Source organism: Candidatus Chlorohelix allophototropha (genome assembly GCF_030389965.1).
GTDB lineage: Bacteria > Chloroflexota > Chloroflexia > Chloroheliales > Chloroheliaceae > Chlorohelix > Chlorohelix allophototropha.
The window spans coordinates 1636901-1656296 of record NZ_CP128399.1 but is presented as its reverse complement, the minus strand read 5'-3'; the positions used below and the strand labels follow the sequence as shown (position 1 = coordinate 1656296).

25 protein-coding genes are annotated in these 19396 nt (G+C 48.1%); 4 read left to right on the top strand and 21 right to left on the bottom strand.

Annotated features, from left to right (window positions below; translation table 11 throughout):
• Positions 1 to 14: 14 nt before the first annotated feature.
• The 18 genes from rplE to rpsL form a co-directional block, all read right to left on the bottom strand.
• Positions 15 to 575: a 50S ribosomal protein L5 gene (rplE, locus tag OZ401_RS07090; RefSeq protein ID WP_341469859.1), complete on the bottom strand. Its 561-nt coding sequence runs from the start codon at positions 573 to 575 to the stop codon at positions 15 to 17.
• A 274-nt stretch (positions 576 to 849) separates the two neighbouring features.
• On the bottom strand, positions 850 to 1200 hold the full coding sequence (gene rplX, locus OZ401_RS07085; protein WP_341467524.1) for a 50S ribosomal protein L24: 351 nt from the start codon (positions 1198 to 1200) through the stop codon (positions 850 to 852).
• A gap of 31 nt (positions 1201 to 1231) precedes the next feature.
• Positions 1232 to 1603 carry a 50S ribosomal protein L14 gene (gene rplN / locus OZ401_RS07080; protein ID WP_341467523.1) on the bottom strand — a complete coding sequence of 124 codons (372 nt, stop codon included), beginning with the start codon at positions 1601 to 1603 and terminating at the stop codon, positions 1232 to 1234.
• Positions 1600 to 1911, bottom strand: coding sequence for a 30S ribosomal protein S17 (rpsQ, locus tag OZ401_RS07075; protein ID WP_341467522.1), 312 nt, complete (start codon positions 1909 to 1911; stop codon positions 1600 to 1602). The genes rplN and rpsQ overlap by 4 nt, the downstream gene beginning before the upstream one ends.
• A 30-nt stretch (positions 1912 to 1941) precedes the next feature.
• Positions 1942 to 2148 (bottom strand): 50S ribosomal protein L29, encoded by a 207-nt coding sequence (gene rpmC, locus OZ401_RS07070; RefSeq protein WP_341467521.1) that lies wholly within the window; start codon positions 2146 to 2148, stop codon positions 1942 to 1944.
• 7 nt (positions 2149 to 2155) lie between these two features.
• A complete protein-coding gene (gene rplP, locus OZ401_RS07065; protein ID WP_341467520.1) occupies positions 2156 to 2644 on the bottom strand; it encodes a 50S ribosomal protein L16 in 489 nt (162 codons plus the stop codon).
• A 6-nt stretch (positions 2645 to 2650) separates the two neighbouring features.
• Positions 2651 to 3328, bottom strand: coding sequence for a 30S ribosomal protein S3 (rpsC, locus tag OZ401_RS07060; RefSeq protein WP_341467519.1), 678 nt, complete (start codon positions 3326 to 3328; stop codon positions 2651 to 2653).
• Positions 3329 to 3670, bottom strand: coding sequence for a 50S ribosomal protein L22 (gene rplV, locus OZ401_RS07055; protein ID WP_341467518.1), 342 nt, complete (start codon positions 3668 to 3670; stop codon positions 3329 to 3331).
• An 8-nt stretch (positions 3671 to 3678) separates the two neighbouring features.
• Complete coding sequence (gene rpsS / locus OZ401_RS07050) at positions 3679 to 3960, bottom strand: 30S ribosomal protein S19 (RefSeq protein ID WP_341467517.1); 282 nt, start codon at positions 3958 to 3960, stop codon at positions 3679 to 3681.
• A gap of 77 nt (positions 3961 to 4037) precedes the next feature.
• Positions 4038 to 4865 (bottom strand): 50S ribosomal protein L2, encoded by an 828-nt coding sequence (gene rplB / locus OZ401_RS07045; RefSeq protein WP_341467516.1) that lies wholly within the window; start codon positions 4863 to 4865, stop codon positions 4038 to 4040.
• Positions 4866 to 4867: 2 nt separating this feature from the next.
• On the bottom strand, positions 4868 to 5152 hold the full coding sequence (rplW, locus tag OZ401_RS07040; RefSeq protein ID WP_341467515.1) for a 50S ribosomal protein L23: 285 nt from the start codon (positions 5150 to 5152) through the stop codon (positions 4868 to 4870).
• A 20-nt stretch (positions 5153 to 5172) separates the two neighbouring features.
• On the bottom strand, positions 5173 to 5820 hold the full coding sequence (gene rplD, locus OZ401_RS07035) for a 50S ribosomal protein L4 (RefSeq protein WP_341467514.1): 648 nt from the start codon (positions 5818 to 5820) through the stop codon (positions 5173 to 5175).
• Between the two features lie 10 nt (positions 5821 to 5830).
• Positions 5831 to 6496, bottom strand: coding sequence for a 50S ribosomal protein L3 (gene rplC, locus OZ401_RS07030; protein ID WP_341467513.1), 666 nt, complete (start codon positions 6494 to 6496; stop codon positions 5831 to 5833).
• A gap of 75 nt (positions 6497 to 6571) precedes the next feature.
• Entirely contained in the window at positions 6572 to 6880 is a 309-nt protein-coding gene (gene rpsJ / locus OZ401_RS07025) for a 30S ribosomal protein S10 (protein WP_341467512.1), read from the bottom strand.
• An 89-nt stretch (positions 6881 to 6969) separates the two neighbouring features.
• A complete protein-coding gene (gene tuf, locus OZ401_RS07020; protein WP_341467502.1) occupies positions 6970 to 8175 on the bottom strand; it encodes an elongation factor Tu in 1206 nt (401 codons plus the stop codon).
• Positions 8176 to 8297: 122 nt separating this feature from the next.
• The gene (gene fusA, locus OZ401_RS07015) at positions 8298 to 10376 is read right to left on the bottom strand and encodes an elongation factor G (protein ID WP_341467511.1); all 2079 of its coding nucleotides are present in this window, start codon (positions 10374 to 10376) and stop codon (positions 8298 to 8300) included.
• A 39-nt stretch (positions 10377 to 10415) separates the two neighbouring features.
• Positions 10416 to 10886 (bottom strand): 30S ribosomal protein S7, encoded by a 471-nt coding sequence (rpsG, locus tag OZ401_RS07010; protein ID WP_341467510.1) that lies wholly within the window; start codon positions 10884 to 10886, stop codon positions 10416 to 10418.
• A gap of 149 nt (positions 10887 to 11035) precedes the next feature.
• Positions 11036 to 11497: a 30S ribosomal protein S12 gene (gene rpsL / locus OZ401_RS07005; RefSeq protein WP_341467509.1), complete on the bottom strand. Its 462-nt coding sequence runs from the start codon at positions 11495 to 11497 to the stop codon at positions 11036 to 11038.
• A 366-nt stretch (positions 11498 to 11863) separates the two neighbouring features.
• On the opposite strand from rpsL, the gene OZ401_RS07000 reads away from it, so the two are divergent.
• The 3 genes from OZ401_RS07000 (at position 11864) to rffA (ending at position 15933) form a co-directional block, all read left to right on the top strand.
• Positions 11864 to 13324, top strand: a complete 1461-nt coding sequence (locus OZ401_RS07000; protein WP_341467508.1) for a leucyl aminopeptidase — start codon at positions 11864 to 11866, stop codon at positions 13322 to 13324.
• A gap of 184 nt (positions 13325 to 13508) precedes the next feature.
• Positions 13509 to 14717 carry a glycosyltransferase gene (locus OZ401_RS06995; RefSeq protein ID WP_341467507.1) on the top strand — a complete coding sequence of 403 codons (1209 nt, stop codon included), beginning with the start codon at positions 13509 to 13511 and terminating at the stop codon, positions 14715 to 14717.
• Positions 14718 to 14784: 67 nt separating this feature from the next.
• Positions 14785 to 15933: a dTDP-4-amino-4,6-dideoxygalactose transaminase gene (rffA, locus tag OZ401_RS06990; RefSeq protein WP_341467506.1), complete on the top strand. Its 1149-nt coding sequence runs from the start codon at positions 14785 to 14787 to the stop codon at positions 15931 to 15933.
• A gap of 72 nt (positions 15934 to 16005) precedes the next feature.
• On the opposite strand, the gene OZ401_RS06985 is transcribed toward rffA, so the two are convergent.
• The gene (locus OZ401_RS06985) at positions 16006 to 16962 is read right to left on the bottom strand and encodes a tetratricopeptide repeat protein (RefSeq protein ID WP_341467505.1); all 957 of its coding nucleotides are present in this window, start codon (positions 16960 to 16962) and stop codon (positions 16006 to 16008) included.
• Positions 16963 to 17162: 200 nt separating this feature from the next.
• Here OZ401_RS06985 and OZ401_RS06980 point away from each other — a divergent pair, with 200 nt between their 5' ends.
• A complete protein-coding gene (locus tag OZ401_RS06980; protein WP_341467504.1) occupies positions 17163 to 17645 on the top strand; it encodes an Hsp20/alpha crystallin family protein in 483 nt (160 codons plus the stop codon).
• A gap of 78 nt (positions 17646 to 17723) precedes the next feature.
• On the opposite strand, the gene OZ401_RS06975 is transcribed toward OZ401_RS06980, so the two are convergent.
• On the bottom strand, positions 17724 to 18104 hold the full coding sequence (locus OZ401_RS06975) for a methylglyoxal synthase (RefSeq protein ID WP_341467503.1): 381 nt from the start codon (positions 18102 to 18104) through the stop codon (positions 17724 to 17726).
• Positions 18105 to 18189: 85 nt separating this feature from the next.
• The gene (gene tuf, locus OZ401_RS06970; RefSeq protein WP_341467502.1) at positions 18190 to 19395 is read right to left on the bottom strand and encodes an elongation factor Tu; all 1206 of its coding nucleotides are present in this window, start codon (positions 19393 to 19395) and stop codon (positions 18190 to 18192) included.
• Position 19396: the final 1 nt, after the last annotated feature.

Genomic DNA, 19396 nt, shown 5'->3' with positions numbered 1-19396 from the left:
CGGTTTCCTTCTGCTTATGATCTGCGGAACGGCATACCCAGAAGCCCGAGCAGCTTCTGACCTTCTTCGTCGTTCGTGGCAGAGGTAACAATCGTCACCTCCATACCGCGCAGTTTATCAACTTTATCGTAATCAATCTCCGGGAAGATGATTTGTTCCTTCAGACCCAGAGTATAATTTCCGTGCCCATCAAATGACTTGGTCGGTACTCCAGTAAAGTCACGAACACGGGCAAGTGCTATATTCATAAGGCGATCGAGGAACTCGTACATCCGATCCCCACGTAATGTCACGCTTACGCCGATAGGCATTCCTTCTCTTAACTTAAAGGCGGCAATGCTTTTCTTGGCGCGGTTTACAACTGGTTTCTGCCCAACTATCGCGGTAAGGTCACTTACTGCGGCATCCAATGCTTTGGCATTGGCAATGGCTTCACCCAAACCCATGTTGATTATTACTTTATTGACTCTGGGAACTTGCATTGCATTCTGGAAGTTAAATTCCTTCATCAATGCCGGTACAACCTCAGCGAGATACTTAGTCTTGAGATTTGGTACTTGCGCTGCATGCCCGATTGATTTTTCTACGGTAACACCTTTCGGTGCTCCTTTGGAAGCTGACCCCTGGGATTGCTGCTGTTGCGGCTTTCCTCCCTTTGGCGGTTGCTTACCCCCTGCTTTGCCTTTATCTGCCACTTTAACTGTACGCTCCTTCCCACTCCAAACCTATTCGGGTAACCTTGTCGGCCCCCGTTGACCTGCCACCTTACCCGTACCGGGCAGTGAAGGGCAGCGGTCTTTGTGCGGGTTAATTAATTGTTCCAGTTTAATTTTTAAGTTAGTTCCCCGCCTAGTCGGCAGTATGTCTGACCCACCCAGTTGCATCCGGGATAGTTGCTCCGCAAGCAGAGTTTTTGCAGAAACGAACTTTCTCGTTGTTCTCTTCTCGGAAGCCGATTCGTACTGCTTCATTGCAACGTGGGCAAACCAGCATTACATTACTAACTTGCAGAGGCGCTTCTACTTCCACGATACCGGTTTGACGTATCTGGGAGCGGGCTTTGATATGGCGTTTAACTATGTTAACGCCTTCCACGATCACCTTATTACTTTCAGGCAATACGCGTTTTACCGTGCCTCGTTTCTGTTTATATTTCCCGGTGATCACCTGTACCGTATCACCCTTGCGCACTTTTGCCATTTCCGTTACTCCGTTTATCCCTCGATACGCTTTATAATACTTCCGGCGCCAGGGAGACTATTCGCATAAATTGTTTCTCGCGCAACTCACGTGCGACAGGTCCGAATATACGAGTTCCAGTCGGGTTATTGGTAGCAGGGTTTATAAGTACCGCTGCGTTATCATCGAAGCGGATATAGCTGCCATCTGGGCGGCGGTATTCTTTTCTAGTGCGCACCACTACAGCAGTTACCACCTGACCTTTTTTGACCTGACCACCAGGTGAAGCCGATTTTATCGCGCACACTATAATGTCGCCTATACCCGCATAGCGGCGGCTGCTCCCACCCATCACCCGGATACACATAACTTCTTTTGCCCCGGTGTTGTCGGCGACCTTGAGACGAGTAGTAGGCTGTATCACAGGGCAACTCCTCTTTCGATTATCTCCACCAGCCGGAAACGTTTTTCCTTGCTGATAGGTCGGCACTCTTCAATTCGTACCACATCGCCCAACTTTGCAGTGTTCTCTTCGTCGTGCGCCTTAAATTTGGTATGACGACGAATAGCTTTCTTATACAACTTATGTTTTTTAAGATATTCCACTTCCACCACGATGGTTTTATCCATCTTGGTACTCACTACCTTGCCGACCTTAGCGGTACGCACTTTTTTCGGCTCGGTAGCGGCAGAAGCTGTCTCTTTAATTTGTTCCAGATTTTCAGCCATCATTTCGTTCCTTAAAATTCAACTACCAGCCTGTTATTGCGCCACCAGATTATGCAACTCGCGTTCCCGCTGAATGGTTTTGATGCGGGCGATTTCCTTCTTAACCTGACCAAAACGCGCCGGGCTGGGATTCTTGTAAGCAGCCAACTGAAAGCGCAGGTTAAAGAGTTCTATATTCAGATTTCGCACTTGTTCTGCAAGCTGCTCATCATTCAAGGCGCGTAGTTCATTAATTCTCATTTTTTAACTACTCCTCGCCCTCTCCGGCTTCAGCACTATCATCCACCAATTCCGCTTCTTCTTTCTCGGCAATGCCGGGTTTGGGAGCAGTTAGGCGGTCTACGAATTTGGTTCGTATCGACAACTTATGACCGGCAAGGCGCATAGCCTCTTCCGCCAGTTCACGGCGAACGCCGCCAATTTCAAACAAAACTCTACCCGGTTTAACTACTGCCACCCAATGATCGGGCGCGCCCTTACCGCTACCCATGCGGGTTTCGGCAGGTTTGGCGGTTACCGGTTTATCCGGGAAAATACGTATCCAGATTTGACCACCGCGCTTCACATAACGAGTAATGGCACGGCGTGTCGCCTCGATTTGGCGGCTGTCAACCCAGCCCGGTTCAAGAGCCATCAAGCCAAACTCGCCGAAGGCTATGAAATTACCGCGGGTTGCTTTGCCTGTCATTCTCCCGCGATGCTGCTTGCGGTATTTGGTTCGTTTAGGCATTAACATGGTAAATTACTCCTCAGCGCTGGCTTGAACCGGCATTAGGTTCACTTTCTTCATCTGGCCGGGTAGTACATCACCCTTGTAAATCCACACTTTTACGCCGATGCGTCCGTAAGTGGTAAAAGCGTGTACCAAGCCGTAATCAATATCGGCACGGATAGTTTGAAGCGGGATTCGCCCATCCTTTTCCATTGCGTTTCGCGCCATTTCAGCGCCTGCCAGACGACCGCTGCACTTGATTTTGATGCCTTTAGCACCCAAGCGCATAGCGCGGGTAACCGATTGTTTCATGGCACGTTTGTAATTCACGCGCTTTTCGATCTGTTCAGCGATACTTTCTGCTACCAGATAGGCATCGAGTTCAGGCTGGCGAATCTCTTCGATATTGAGCTTCACCTTCTTACCCGTCATATCCTCGATTTCTTTCTTAAGCTGATCTACCGCTTGCCCGCTCTTTCCGATAACAATGCCGGGCTTGGCAGTATGCAACGTGATTTCGAGGTTATTCGAACTGCGTTGAATTTCGATTTTGCTCAAAGCCGCAGCCTTTAGACGACCGAAAATAATCTTGCGCAGCTTGATATCTTCATGCAGTAAGTTGGTATATTCCTTTTCGGCGAACCAGCGGCTCTGCCAGTCTTTCGTTACGCCCAGCCGGAAGCCGATAGGATTAACTTTGCGTCCCAATTACTCCTCCTCTCGCTCTTCTACCGTAACTGTAATGTGGCTTAACCGCTTTACGACTCGGTCAGCGCGCCCACGCGCTCTGGCATGAATCCGCTTGAGACGGGAGCCTTCGTTCGCCATGATGGCTTTGATATACAATTTCTCTGGCGACATAAGAAGGTTATTTTCGGCATTAGCTCTGGCGCTTTGCAGTACCGCGGCTACATCACGTGCCGAATGCTGCGGTAAATGCTTTAATATTGCCAGCGCATCATCTACCTTCTTACCCCTAATAAGATTCACCACCAAGCGTACTTTGCGAGGCGAGTGATGAACGGATTTTACTGTAGCGCTTACTTCCATTTCCTCACCTACCGCCCTTTCGCTTTCTTCTCGTCACCGGCGTGACCCCGGAAATTGCGGGTTGGCGAAAATTCGCCCAGCTTGTGACCCACCATATTTTCGGTTACATAGACCGGCACATGGCGACGACCATCATACACGCCGATGGTATGTCCTACCATCTGAGGGAAGATTGTGCTACTTCGCGACCAAGTCTTCAGCACTTTTTTCTGCCCGGCAGCGTTCAATCCTTCTATCTTAGCCAGCAACCGCTCTTGGATAAACGGTCCCTTTTTTAATGACCTCGACATCTTTCCTCCACCAAATCACTTGTTTCCCCCCTTCCCCTATTGGAAAAGGGGGGACGGGGATTAGGTTAATCCTTACCCTACTTAGTTCTGCGCCGTACAATAAAGCGGTTTGTGCGCTTGTTGTTGCGGGTACGATAACCCATTGCTGGTTTACCCCAAGGAGTCTTGGGATGTTTCAAACCAACTGGGGCACGACCCTCACCACCACCATGGGGATGGTCTCTCGGGTTCATTACCGAACCGCGCACGGTAGGACGGATGCCCTTCCAGCGAGATTTACCTGCCTTAGCCCAACGCTCGTTTTCGTGGTCAAGGTTGCCGACCTGTCCGATGGTTGCCATACATTCGACCCGCACCATTCGGAATTCACCACTCGGCATGCGCAGAGTGGCATATTTGCCCTCTTTTGCCATAAGTTGCGCCACCGTACCGGCTGAACGCACTACTTGACCGCCGTGCCCGGCGTACAATTCAACGTTGTGGATCTGAGTACCGAGCGGTATATTTTTTAGCGGTAGGGAGTTCCCTACGCGAATTTCGGCTTCAGGACCACTCTTTACATTATCGCCCACTTTCAAGCCATGGGGTGCAAGTATATAGCGCACCTCACCGTCAGAGTAGCGCAGCAATGCAATTCGGCATGAGCGGTTTGGATCGTACTCTATTGCTATTACCTTTGCAGCCACCCCAAACTTGTCACGCTTGAAATCTATTAAGCGGTAGCGGCGTTTGTGTCCACCACCTTGGTGGCGAACTGTAATACGACCTTGGTTATTGCGCCCAGCCTTACTCTTAAGAATTATTGTGAGCTTCTTTTCGGGCTTATGCTTGGTAATATCCGAGTAATCGCTGATTGCGCGACCCCGGCTACCGGGCGATGTAGGCTTAAACTTTTTTATTGGCATTTTTACGCTACCTCAAAAACTTCTATCCTGTCGCCGGGCTTCAAGCGCACGATTGCCTTCTTGCCCGTGTTGGTGTAGCCCTGGATGCGCCCGCGCTGGCGCTGTTTTCGGTGCATGTGCATCGTGTTCACGCTGATCACTTCCACGCTGAAAATCTTTTCAACTGCGTCTTTGATCTGCACCTTGTTAGCGCGAATATCTACCTCAAATGTGTAGATGCCCTCTGCGGCCTTATCATTGGCGCGTTCGGTAATCAGAGGGCGCTTGATAATTCCATACATATCCATAGCTTTATCTCCGCCGCCCTCTATTCTTGTTCTGCTGCTGTGCTACTGCCTAGAATGCGATTTATCACATCCAATGCACCCAGCGGTACAATTACTTTGGTGTACTTAAACATGTCGTCCAGATTCAGATAGCCTGCCACCAGTGTTTTGACATTTGCCAAGTTACCGGCTGCTCTATACACTGTTTCATCTCTTTCGGCTACCAGAATTAGCACTTTCTGGTCGTTCAATTTCAAAGCAGTAAGTGCTTCAGCCATTGATTTGGTACGTGGTTCAAGCCCTTCAAAGCCATCAATGAAAAGCAAATTGTCTTCTATGACTTTAACCGAAAGTGCTGAGCGAACTGCCAAACGACGCATTTTGCGTGGCATATCCTTCTCATAACTGCGTGGTCTAGGTCCAAAAATTACCGCACCACCAGTATATTGCGGCGCTCGGCGGCTACCCTGACGGGCGTTGCCGGTACCTTTTTGGCGATAGGGCTTTTTACCACCACCCCGTACTTCTTGGCGGGTTTTGGTGCTTGCTGTACCCTGACGGGCATTGGCATGCTGGCGCACTAATGCCTGGTGCATAACCGCGGCGTTAGGCTCAATCCCGAAGATATTATCGTCTAGTTCTACGGTTGTTACCTCGGCGCCTTTGATGTTATAAACTGTTGCCTGCACTGCTGTCCTCCTACTTGACGGGTTTAACCGCTTTGCGAATAACCAACAGGCCGCCATCCGCACCGGGTACCGCACCTCTGATTAAAATCAGACTGTTCTCGGTATCTATTTTTACCACTTTAAGGTTGTGGACGGTTACGCGATCCTGACCCATGTGTCCCGCCATACGCATTCCTTTTACCACACGACCTGGAGTTGTACCCGCACCGATACTACCGGGGGCACGTCGTCTATCGCTCTGACCGTGAGTTTTAGGACCACCGTGGAAGTTGTGACGTTTCATCACACCGGCGAAACCCTTGCCTTTGCTGGTTCCGGTGACATCCACTAGTTCGTTTTCCTTGAACACATCCGGACCGATCTCGTCTCCCACCTTATAATCCGCGATAGGATTAGTGGCTTCTACTTCGCGCAAAAATTTTAGACCATAGGTCTTGGCGCTGATACCCTCTCCTTCAATGCGAAGGAGTTCCTTCTGATGACCTCTTTGAGGTTTTTTCAGACGAGCGCTCTCTTCGAAGCCGATTTGCACAGCTTCGTAACCGTTCTTATCTTGAGTGCGTATATCGACCACTTTGCAGGGGCCTGCTTGCACTACGGTTACCGGGATTGCTTCGCCCTTCTCATTGAAGATCTGGGTCATGCCGAGCTTTTTGCCCAGTATTGCATTTACCATTTCTCGTTGTCCTTACGACTTGGAGCGCCTGCACTCTGTCAACCTGACAGAGAAATACGCCCTTTGCAAAAACCTCTACAGTTTAATTTCGATCTCTACGCCCGCTGGAAGGTTCAAGCGCATTAACGCATTGATGGTCTTTTGGCTGGGCTTGATAACGTCAATCAGGCGCTTATGAGTCCTGACTTCAAAGTGTTCCTGCGAATCCTTATCAACAAAAGGTGAGCGAGTTACAGTAAACTTCTCAATCCTAGTTGGTAAAGGAACGGGACCCGCTACCACTGCCCCGGTTCGCTCGGCGGCATCTACGATCTGCTGCGCCGACTGATCCAGAATTTTATGGTCGTAGGCTTTCAGGCGTATTCTTATCTTTTGTTCAGCCATTTACTAAAATCCTCCCTAGGGGCGCGTACTTTTGCGCCGCAGGAGGGCGAGTTTCTACCCGCCCCCTACTCCTGAATTTTTCGGTGAAACTACTCGATGATGCTGGTAACGCTACCTGCTCCTACCGTTCGTCCACCCTCTCGGATCGCAAACCGCAACCCTAGCTCGATTGCTACCGGTACGATCAACTCTACCGTCATCTGCACGTTGTCTCCAGGCATTACCATTTCCATCCCGTCCGGTAACTTGATCGACCCCGTTACGTCCGTTGTTCGTATGTAAAACTGCGGTCGATACCCGTTGAAGAAGGGGGTGTGTCTCCCACCCTCTTCCTTCGACAATACGTACACTTCCGCTTTCACCTTGGTGTGTGGCTTGATCGATCCCGGTTTCGCCAACACTTGCCCGCGTTGTACGTCCGTCCGCTCTATACCTCGTAACAAGCAACCTACGTTGTCCCCTGCTTGCCCGCTGTCCAACGTCTTCTGGAACATTTCCACGCCCGTTACTACGCTCTTGCGCGGCAGTTCTTCCGACATTCCTACGATCTCGATTTCTTCCCCGACCTTCACCGTACCGCGTTCGATCCGTCCTGTTACCACCGTGCCACGTCCCTTGATCGCGAATACGTCTTCGATCGGCATCAGAAACGGTTTGTCTATCGCACGTACCGGGGTCGGTACGTAGTCGTCTACTGCCTTCATCAGGTCAAAGATGCACTTCAGTTCTGGGGCATTCAAGTCTGTGGACTGGCATTCCAGTGCTTTCAAGGCGCTGCCACGTACCACCGGTATGTCATCACCTGGGAAGTTGTACTTCGACAACAGTTCCCGTACTTCCATCTCCACCAGTTCCAGCAACTCTTCGTCTTCCATTACGTCACATTTGTTCAAGAAAACTACCATCGAAGGTACTTGCACCTGACGTGCCAACAAGATGTGCTCGCGGGTCTGCGGCATCGGACCGTCTGGCGCGCTCACTACCAAAATTGCGCCGTCCATTTGGGCTGCACCGGTGATCATGTTTTTGATGTAGTCGGCGTGACCGGGGCAATCCACGTGAGCATAGTGCCGATTGTCGGTCTCATATTCCACGTGCGCGATGGCAATGGTGATACCGCGTTCGCGTTCTTCCGGCGCGTTGTCGATGCTATCGAAGGCGCGAAACTTGGCTTTGCCGCGCATCGCCAAGGTTTTGGTGATTGCGGCGGTTAGGGTGGTTTTGCCGTGGTCAACGTGTCCGATTGTTCCTACGTTCACGTGCGGTTTTGTGCGCTCAAACTTCTGCTTTGCCACCTGTTTTCCTCCTTAAAATCTGTGTAAATCGCTTCCGGAACACCAACCGGAAGTTCTAGCCTAACTACTGATAAGTTCTAAAGATACGGCAAGGGCAATAATATCACCCTCGCCTCAAATAACTACTGCCCGCGGACTTTAGCAACCAATTCTTCTTGCAGTGTTCTAGGCAATGCCTCGTAGTGGTCAAACTCCATAGAATATACGGCACGACCCTGAGTACTACTGCGCAGGTCATTAACGTAGCCGAACATCTCGGAAAGCGGCACGTGCGCCATAATTACCTGAGTATTACCACCACGAGTATCAGAACCCATTATCTGACCACGGCGTGAGTTCAAGTCACCCAGAATTGAACCGAGGAACTCTTCAGGGGTAACGACCTCAACCTTCATAATCGGCTCAAGGATAGCGGGGTGCGCTTTGCGTACACCTTCTTTGATAGCTATCGAACCGGCAATCTTGAAGGCATCTACCGAAGAGTCAACTTCGTGATAGCTACCGTCGATGAGAGTGACCTTGACATCGATTACCGGATAACCGGCAACAATACCATTCTGCAAGGCTTCTTTAACACCGTGTTCAATACCCGGAATATATTCTCTCGGAATAGAGCCACCCACGATTTTGTTGACGAACTCAAACCCAACTCCGCGTTCGGACGGTTCAACTTCAATCCAGCAATGACCGTACTGACCTTTACCACCCGATTGTCTTACGAAGCGACCTTCAGCCTTAGTCTTGCTAGTAATAGTCTCGCGGTAAGCTACCTGCGGACGACCTACATTAGCTTCAACCCGGAACTCGCGCTTCATACGATCAACGATGATTTCGAGGTGCAACTCGCCCATACCACTAATAATGGTCTGACCACTTTCCTCATCGGTTTTCACCCGGAAAGTAGGGTCTTCTTCAGCAAGCTTGGAAAGAGCAATGCCCATCTTATCCTGGTCGGCTTTGGTCTTTGGCTCCAGCGAAAGCTCGATAACCGGTTCAGGGAACTTGATGCGCTCCAGCACAATCGGATTTTCAGGATCGCAAAGCGTATCACCGGTAAAGGTATCCTTCAAACCTACGATGGCTGCAATATCACCGGCTGTGACCTCTTCTACATCTTCTCGCTTGTCTGCGTGAAGCCGGACAATGCGCCCTACACGCTCTTTTCTGCCTTTGGTGCTGTTCAGAATGTATGAACCACTCTTCACCTTACCGCTATATACCCGGAAGAAGGCTAACCGCCCGTAAGGATCGGCTACAATCTTGAAAGCTAGCGCAGAGAAAGGTGCATTGCTGTCCAAAGAGCGGGTTTCTGGTTCTTCCGTATCCGGGTTAATACCAGTAATTTCGTCTTTGTCCAGCGGAGAAGGCAAATAACTCACAATTGCATCCAGCAAAGGCTGAACACCCTTGTTACGTAGAGCCGCCCCACATATTACCGGAACGAGTTTACGGGCAATAGTTGCCTTTCGAATAGCAATGTGCAATTCGTCAACGGTGATTTCCTCACCCTCCAAAAACTTGAGGGTCAATTCATCATCGGTTTCGGCAATCTTCTCAATCATCTTTTCCCGCATCTTTTGGACTTCTTCAATCATATCGGCGGGAATTTCAGCCGATTCCATGGTTTTACCCATATCATCGGTGTAAATGATTGCCTTATTCTCAATAAGGTCAATAATGCCCTTGAAATTCTGTTCGAGACCGATGGGCAGTTGGATTGCCACCGGATTAGCCCCTAACCGTTCGATAATCATATCGAAGCAGCGATAGAAGCTGGCGCCAGTGCGATCCATCTTATTAACGAAACAAATACGTGGCACACCATACTGGTCAGCTTGCCGCCACACGGTTTCGGATTGAGGCTCAACCCCTGCCACACCGTCAAATACAACCACACCACCATCAAGTACACGCAGAGAGCGCTGCACCTCAACGGTGAAGTCTACGTGACCGGGGGTATCAATTATATTGATGCGGTGATCCGCCCAAAAACAAGTAGTTGCGGCTGCTGTAATGGTAATACCACGCTCACGTTCCTGAGCCATGTAGTCCATTGTAGCCGCGCCTTCATGCACTTCGCCGACTTTATATACGCGCCCTGTGTAATACAAGATACGTTCTGTTGTAGTTGTTTTACCCGCATCAATATGGGCGATAATGCCGATATTACGGGTTCTTTCCAGTGCAGCGTCAACTGCCACAGGATTACCTCCTAAGCTTTAATACTACTCTTTAATCGCCTACCACTTATAATGAGCAAAAGCTTTGTTAGCCTCAGCCATTTTGTGGGTGTCTTCACGCTTCTTGATAGTTGTTCCAGTATTATTAGAAGCATCTAAAAACTCGGCAGCGAGTTTCTCAGCCATGCTTTTCCCGGAACGGTTTCTAGCAGAGTTTAGTATCCAACGTATTGCAAGCGAAGTACCGCGTTCACCTTTGACATCTACTGGCACTTGCAAAGTCGCACCACCTACTCGTTTTGGTTTTACTTCAAGACGAGGGGTAGCGTTTCGCATCGCTTGCTCAAAAACTTCCATTGGTTCGCGCCCGGTCTGGGTTCCCATAATTTCGAGCGCGGTATACACGATCCGCTCTGACAATCCCTTTTTACCGCCGTACATTATCTTATTGATGATTTTCTGGATTGTCCGGCTTTTGTAAACAGGGTCGGGCAATATTTCCCGCCGGGTAACTCTAGCTCTTCGCGGCATTCTGTTTCTCCCTTAAAAATTCCTGCATTACGCGCAAAAATTGGTAGAGTAGCGTTTTCTAGCGAACCACGTCGCTGAATTAACGACCCTACCGAGTTTTGTATATTCTCTGTGCCCATCAACGGGGCGAATTGAGCATTCTCTTTATTTTACTTCTTTTTGGCTGGTGCGCCCTTAACTGGTGCGCCTTTGCCTTTGCCCTTGGCAACTTTAGTGCCATATTTTGAGCGGGCTTTTTTGCGGTCTTTTACACCCTGTGTATCTAACGCACCACGTACAATGTGATAACGCACACCGGGGAGGTCTTTTACACGACCACCACGAATCAACACTACCGAGTGTTCCTGTAAATTGTGACCCTCGCCCGGAATGTAAGCGGTAACTTCCATACCGTTGGAAAGACGCACACGAGCTACTTTACGAAGCGCTGAGTTCGGTTTCTTTGGGGTCATGGTACGTACTATCGTACATACACCACGCTTCTGGGGAGAGCCTCGCCCGCGAGTCACGCGTTGTTTTAACGAATTCAGGTTAAAGCGGAGCGCCGGGGCTTTGGTCTTTTTTATAATACGTTTGCGCCCTTTGCGCACCAATTGGTTAATCGTCGGCAACTGAGTTCCTCCGTGGCTTTACGCCTTCACAAAAAACTGAGCCTTACAAGGCTCCCAAACTAGATGTTATCTTTTCAACCGATAGTCGGGGGGTAGCCCGCAGTTGAGCATTGCCTTTTGTTGCAATGGGTGGTCATTATACTATGAGCCGGATGTCTTTGTCAAACTTAGAAACTTCCCAATTTATTGAGCTATTTGGGAACCATTCAAAGCACTTGAGCAACCTATATATTATAGCCTAAAACACAAACTTTTGCATGTGTTTAGGCTTAGTATTTGCTAAACAATTGGGGTACACAATTGCATACAGTCTTTTTTTATTGTACCATTTAAACGCTTCTATCAACATAAAAAGGGGAGAAACTAATGCGTATTAGAATTGATTCTAAAGTATCAGGGGACTTTGACGCACTGGTAGTGGGTATTTTCAGTGATGATATCAACTTGCCAGAGCTACTTGATGATAAAACTAAAGAATTGGTTAATAAATTTCGGGAATTGGGCAGCGCTGCCAAACCATTAGATAGTGATAATTCAATCTACCCGGAAGGCGGTCCTGCAAATAGATTACTGGTCATCGGGGCAGGGAAAAAAACCGATTTCAAACTAAGCTTCGCTCGCAATCTCGCCGGAACAGCCGCCCGCCAACTCCGTAAAAAAGGCGCTAAAAAAATTGCTTTCGCCCTTCCATTCGGAGAACTAGATGCGGCGGCGGTGGCACAGGTTTACGCCGAAGGAATTGTTTTAAGCACCTTTGACCCCGGCACTTACCGTACCGGAGAAGGCAAAGAAGAAAAAATTCTAGAAGACGTAGTGTTTTTAAGCGATCAAAAGGTTATCAAAGATGCACTTGAGCGCGGAGTTGTTTTTGGCGAAGCCGCTAATTTCAGCCGCTCACTGGCGCACGAACCCGGCAATAATATGTACCCGGAATTGCTGGCAGAAGAAGCCCGCAAGATGGCAGAAACCTACGGTTTGGAGTTTGATGCACTCGACAAAAAAAGGTTGGAAGAAGGCGGTTTCAAAGCCATTCTAGCGGTAGGTCAGGGCAGCGCCCACGAACCTCGCATGATCGTCCTCAAATATAAGGGCGCTGGTGAGAATGAACCCTATTTCGGTCTGGTAGGCAAAGGTATTACATTCGATAGCGGCGGTATCAGCATTAAACCTGCTGATGGCATGGGCGATATGAAAATGGATATGAGCGGCGGCGCGTGGGTAATCGGCGCAATGCGTATTCTGGCACAACTCAAACCAAAAATAAATGTGCTTGGTATTGTACCAGCCGCCGAAAATATGCCTAGTAGCAATGCCTATCGCCCCGGCGATGTAATCGGCAGCCTTGAAGGAAAAACCATCGAAGTAATCAATACCGATGCAGAAGGTCGCATTGTTCTTGCCGATGGTTTGACTTATGCCCGGCAACTCGGCGCTACCAAACTGGTGGATTTGGCAACCCTGACCGGGGCAATGGTAATTGCGCTGGGATATGCAGCACCGGGAATATTCGGTACAAACGATGAGTTTAGTAGGAAGTTTCTCGACACCACCGAGAAAGCAGGGGAAAAAGCTTGGCAATTGCCACTCTTTCCCGAATATAGCGAACAAATCAAGAGCAGTATCGCCGATATAATGAATACAGGTGGTCGGGCTGGTGGTTCTTGCACCGCTGCCGCCTTCCTAAAGGAATTTACCGGTGATTTGCCATGGATTCACATCGACATTGCTGGAATTGCCTACACTGAGGGCGAAAAACCTTACCTCGCAAAGGGTTCCAGCGGTTACATTATTCGCAGCCTTGTCGATTTCGTATTAGCCCACGCCTAAGAAATTTAAAGTGGACGGGTTACCACCCGTCCCTTGCCTCAATCCTTCAATAGATTAGAAATTACAGAAATGAAACCAGCCTATATTACAAAGGTAATCATATAGTTAAGAGATTGGTTTAAATTTTAAGTAGTAATACTTGATACACCAATAAACCTAAAAGCAATGAAACAGGGTCATAGCAATGAAACAGTCGTACAACAAGATCAAAAAAGTTGCCTATATTTACGATGGAACAGAATTCGGTGGTGTTGAGATTTATGTGCTTAATTTATTAAAACATATTGACCGCACTCGCTATCTTCCGTGTGTAGTTATCTCAGGATATAATCGGGGCTTTAGCCCTCCACGCTTCATTGAAGAGGTGCAAAAGTCCGGCTTAGAATTACTGGTCGCGCCTTTTCCCGGCAATTCGAGAGGCATTAGCTTCGCTAAAGATGTGTGGAATTTAGCGCAAATTTTTAAGAAAAACAATATAGACATTATCCATATTCAGACTTCGAATTATGACGGTGGCAAGCGACCTATTCTAGCGGCGAAACTGGCAGGTATAGAAGTTATTTTAAGAACAGAACATGTGCCACCGTCCTCAAATTTTAAAAAATATTCTCGTTATTTGATGAAACCGTTTGATCTGGTAACGAATTATATTATTACCGATTCAAATTCTAACCGGAACGAACAAATTAATTTGCTGGGACGAGACCCCCAAAAAGTATATCGTTCCTATTGTGGAATTGAGCTTGAAAAATTTATCCCTAAACACAATCCTCGAAGAGCTAAAGAGTTGTTAGGGTTTGATCCCGAATTACCATTAATTGGGGCTGTAGGGCGTTTGGTAGAACAAAAGGGGCATAAATACTTTGTCGATGCCGCCGCAAGAGTCATTAAAGAAATAGGTGCAGTTAATTTCGTCATTGTAGGCAATGGTAATCTTGAAAAAGAGCTAAAAGAACAAGTCTCCCGCTTGGGTATCGGTCAATATTTTCATTTTGCCGGGTTCCAAGCTAACTACCTTCCCTATGTAGAAGCGATGGATATTACAGTGATGTCATCAATTCACGAGGGTTTTTCGCTCATGATGCTTGAATTTATGGCAATGGGCAAACCCTGTGTTTTTACCAACCATCCAAGTTTTCAAGAAGCGATAGTTAATGAAAAATGTGGATTACTGGTAGAACTTGAAAGTGGTGAAGCACTTGCACAAGGCATCCTAAAACTACTTGGTAACCCGGTACTGGCAAATCAACTCGCTAATAATGCCTTGGCGCGAGTGCGTGCTGAGTTTAGCCTCGATCGTTTGATAAAAGACATGATGGATTTGTACGACTCAACTCTGGGTATTAAGACTTATGCTCCAGTAGAACAAGCCAAAATACCGGTAAGTGTTTAATAAATACAAAATCGGTGATTATCTTGAACATTAATAAATATATCAGCAAAACAAGCAGGTAAGCAATATGATGGAGACTATACAAAGAACCATTCAATTCTCAGAACCAACTGTAGGTGAAGCAGAATACTTGGCAGTGCAACGCGCCATACAGATGAAATCACTGGGAGGCGATGGTAAATTCTGCCGCGAAACTGAAAAGTTGATATGCGAAATGTTTAATGTCAAACATGCATTGCTTACAACCAGTTGCACCCACGCTTTGGAATTGGCAATGATGACCCTTGAGTTAAAACCCGGCGATGAAGTCATATTGCCAAGTTTCACTTTTACTTCTACCGCCAATGTCATTATTCGGCAAGGTGCAGTTCCGGTATTTGTCGATATAGACCCTGATACCTTCAATATTGACGCTTCGAAAATTGAAGCTGCCATCACCCCTAACACCCGCGTAATTATGCCTGTACACTATGCCGGGCAAGGTTGCGATATGGATGCGATTATGGACATCGCCAAACGTCATAATCTTTACGTGGTCGAGGATGCGGCACAAGGTGTAGGTGCAAACTGGAATGGGCGGGCGCTTGGTACCATCGGTGATATCGGCTGCTTCAGCTTCCACGCTACAAAAAACATCAGTTGTGGCGAAGGGGGCGCATTCCTTACCAACAATACCAAGCTTGCCCACAAAGCCGAAATTATTCGTGAGAAGGGCACCAATCGCGCTGCCTTCCTACGGGGTGAAGTTGATAAATATACTTGGGTTAGTCTTGGTAGCAGTTTCGTATTGACCGATATGTTAGCGGCTTTACTCAAGGTTCAGCTTGAAAGAACCGCTGAATTAATCGGAAACCGCAAAGCTATTTGGAATACTTACTATTCCGGTACTGCCGAACTTGAAGCTAAGGGATTGGTCAAACGACCAGTGTTCCATCAAAATGCCACTAACAATGGGCATATCTTTGCTTTGCTTATCAACAACGGGCGGCGGGACGAGATAATGTCAGCCATGAAGAAACGCGGTATTAGCTGCACATTCCACTATGTGCCGTTACATTCTTCGCCCTTTATGGTGGATTATTTCAATGGTAACGTAGCAAATTTGCCGGTGACTGATTATGTGAGCGAGTCGCTGCTACGCCTGCCTATGTTTGCACACCTTTCCCTGCTAGATGTTGAGTACATCCTTACCCAATTGAACGAGGTCTTTAATTAGTTAGTCGCTCTAAGTTAACCCCCTTCTTCTCAAACAGAAGAGGGTTAACTTTTATAGTTAAGGCTTTGGAACTTACCCATCATTTTCCGAAGCTATGCCCATCGATTCGGCGCGCTCAATCAATTTGCGCTGAGCCTCAGCCACCAAACTTGCGGCTTTCGGATAACGGTCAATAGCAGTTTTCAGATCACTGAAATGATCAGCAATTTGGGAACCATACGGATCTAGATCAGCAGCATCATCATAGGCTTGCCAACCCTCTTTCTCTTTACCCCGCAATAATTGCACCATTCCCAAGTTATAGTACGAGCGGTCGCTTCCCACGTCCCCTGCCTTACTGAAAGATACAGCCGCACCTTCAAGGTCGCCGATAAGATACTGGCAGAAACCTTTATTATTCAGCGCAAGATGGTGTGTTGGTTCTAATTTGACAACTTTCCCAAAATAATCGACACAGACAGCATAATCTTGTTTGGCATAATAAGCATAGCCAAGATATAGATAACTCCCGGCATCATAAGGGTCAAGCTCCATAGCTTTTTCGAGGAAAGGAATCGCATCATTGGGTTTGTCCATCGCCAACAAAATCTGACCTAAAGCAGTATAAGCCCGTAAATGCAGAGGATTTTGCTCAATAGCATCTAGATAGGACTCAGCAGCGCCCTCAAGGTCGCCAAGCGTCTGTAAACCGCGTCCACGCGCAAAAGCGGCCTCCCCCGGTATAACACCACCACCGCCACCAAACATAGCGGAAACTTGCGATAGCAGCCCACTATTGGAAAGCGCATCAGCCAATTGGCGTGCCTGAAGTTGAAGATCTACTTCCTCGTTATCATCATAGTCGTCATCTTCATCAAACTCTTCTTCTTCGAAGTCGTCATCGTCCTCGAAATCCTCTTCATCACTAAATTCCTCGTCATCCTCGAAATCCTCTTCAGATATTTCGTCAAAGTCCTCATCCAACTGGGCAGGCACTACTTCACCTTCTACCTTCTGAGGCAACCCTTCAGCCTTCTGCTCATCGCTCATGCCGATTCCTCTCTACAAGATTAATGATAACCAACTATCATATTATACAACAGCAATGCGCTCTAACACTTCTCAAACTGTTTTCAAACACTGCTCTTATACCCGTCATACTTTGCTCTAATACTACTAGGCTATAATTCATTATGTAAGTACGAACACAATAGATTTGAAAATAATTATTAGTTTGGAGGTAACTTTAGATGACCAGAATGATTATTCGCCCTTCGCTCTTTGACGAAGTAGCATCCCTTAATAATATAGTTAATGAGCTTTTTGACAATACTCCCACTGCACCCTACCGTTACGGGTACAGTACCAAAAGCGTTACTTTGAATGTGTATGAGGACAACGGCAATTTTTACCTATTGGCTTCATTGCCCGGTATCGATCCAAAAGAGATTGAACTTAACGTCAAAGACAAAGTGCTGACTATCAGCGGCGAATATGATTATACAAATGCCTTCCCACATGGTGAAAACGACAACTTCAAGACGCATCTTTCCGAATTGGGTAAGGGCAAGTTTTTCCGCCAAGTGAAGTTGCCGATTGCAATCGAATCAGAAAAAATTGAAGCGGTTTACGAAAATGGACTATTGCGACTGACCCTCCCTAAATCCGAACAGGCGCAGGTAAAACGTATTTCCATTCAGACCGTTAACCCGCAGACAGTTGCTGTAAACTAGAATTCCATCTCGACTTATTTAATCCGTAAATACAAACCCGGTTGTTCCGGGTTTTTTTTGTTTTAAATCTAGTTATTTCTATCCTTCAGGAATCAAATGCGCTGAAGAAATTAGCAGGTCAGCGGTAGCGCGATTGGTAGCCAGCGGCACATTATGCACATTGCAAATCCTGAGGAGCATTCTTATATCAGGGTCATGGGGCATTGAGGTAAGTGGGTCTACGAAAAAAATAACGGCATGTACTTCTCCGGTAGCAACCAAAGAACCAATCTGAGCATCACCACCTAGTGGGCCACTTAGATAGCGCGTTACTTCCAACCCAGTGGCATCCATCACGCGCTGCCCGGTCGTGCCGGTTGCGCATAATTTATAATGGCTTAACTCTTCGCGGTAGGTTCGCACCCACTCTACGATTTCACTTTTCATGTTGTCATGTGCTATCAATGCTATAGTTCGCATATTTTACTCCCACAATAACACTTGAACGGAAACAGAAAAGGAGCGAACAAAATGCCCGCTCCTTTACAAGTTTTATTGCGATGGATTATTCGATGATGCTGGTAACGCTACCCGCTCCTACCGTTCGTCCACCCTCTCGGATCGCAAACCGTAACCCTAGCTCGATTGCTACCGGTACGATCAACTCTACCGTCATCTGCACGTTGTCTCCAGGCATTACCATTTCCATCCCGTCCGGTAACTTGATCGATCCCGTTACGTCCGTTGTTCGTATGTAAAACTGCGGTCGATACCCGTTGAAGAAGGGGGTGTGTCTCCCACCCTCTTCCTTCGACAATACGTACACTTCCGCTTTCACCTTGGTGTGTGGCTTGATCGATCCCGGTTTCGCCAACACTTGCCCGCGTTGTACGTCCGTCCGCTCTATACCTCGTAACAAGCAGCCTACGTTGTCCCCTGCTTGCCCGCTGTCCAACGTCTTCTGGAACATTTCCACGCCCGTTACTACGCTCTTGCGCGGCAGTTCTTCCGACATTCCTACGATCTCGATTTCTTCCCCGACCTTCACCGTACCGCGTTCGATCCGTCCTGTTACTACCGTACCACGTCCCTTGATCGCGAAGACGTCTTCGATTGGCATCAGAAACGGTTTGTCTATCGCACGTACCGGGGTCGGTACGTAGTCGTCTACTGCTTTCATCAGGTCAAAGATGCACTTCAGTTCTGGGGCGTTCAAGTCTGTGGACTGGCATTCCAACGCTTTCAAGGCGCTGCCACGTACCACCGGTATGTCATCACCGGGGAAGTTGTACTTCGACAACAGTTCCCGTACTTCCATCTCCACCAGTTCCAGCAACTCTTCGTCTTCCATTACGTCGCATTTGTTCAAGAAAACTACCATCGAAGGTACTTGCACCTGACGTGCCAACAAGATGTGCTCGCGGGTCTGCGGCATCGGGCCGTCCGGCGCGCTCACTACCAGAATTGCGCCGTCCATTTGGGCTGCACCGGTGATCATGTTTTTGATGTAGTCGGCGTGACCGGGGCAATCCACGTGAGCATAGTGCCGATTGTCGGTCTCATACTCCACGTGCGCGATGGCGATGGTGATACCGCGTTCGCGTTCTTCCGGCGCGTTGTCGATGCTATCGAAGGCGCGAAACTTGGCTTTGCCGCGCATCGCCAAGGTTTTGGTGATTGCGGCGGTCAGGGTGGTTTTGCCGTGGTCAACGTGTCCGATTGTTCCTACGTTCACGTGCGGTTTTGTGCGCTCAAACTTCTGCTTTGCCACT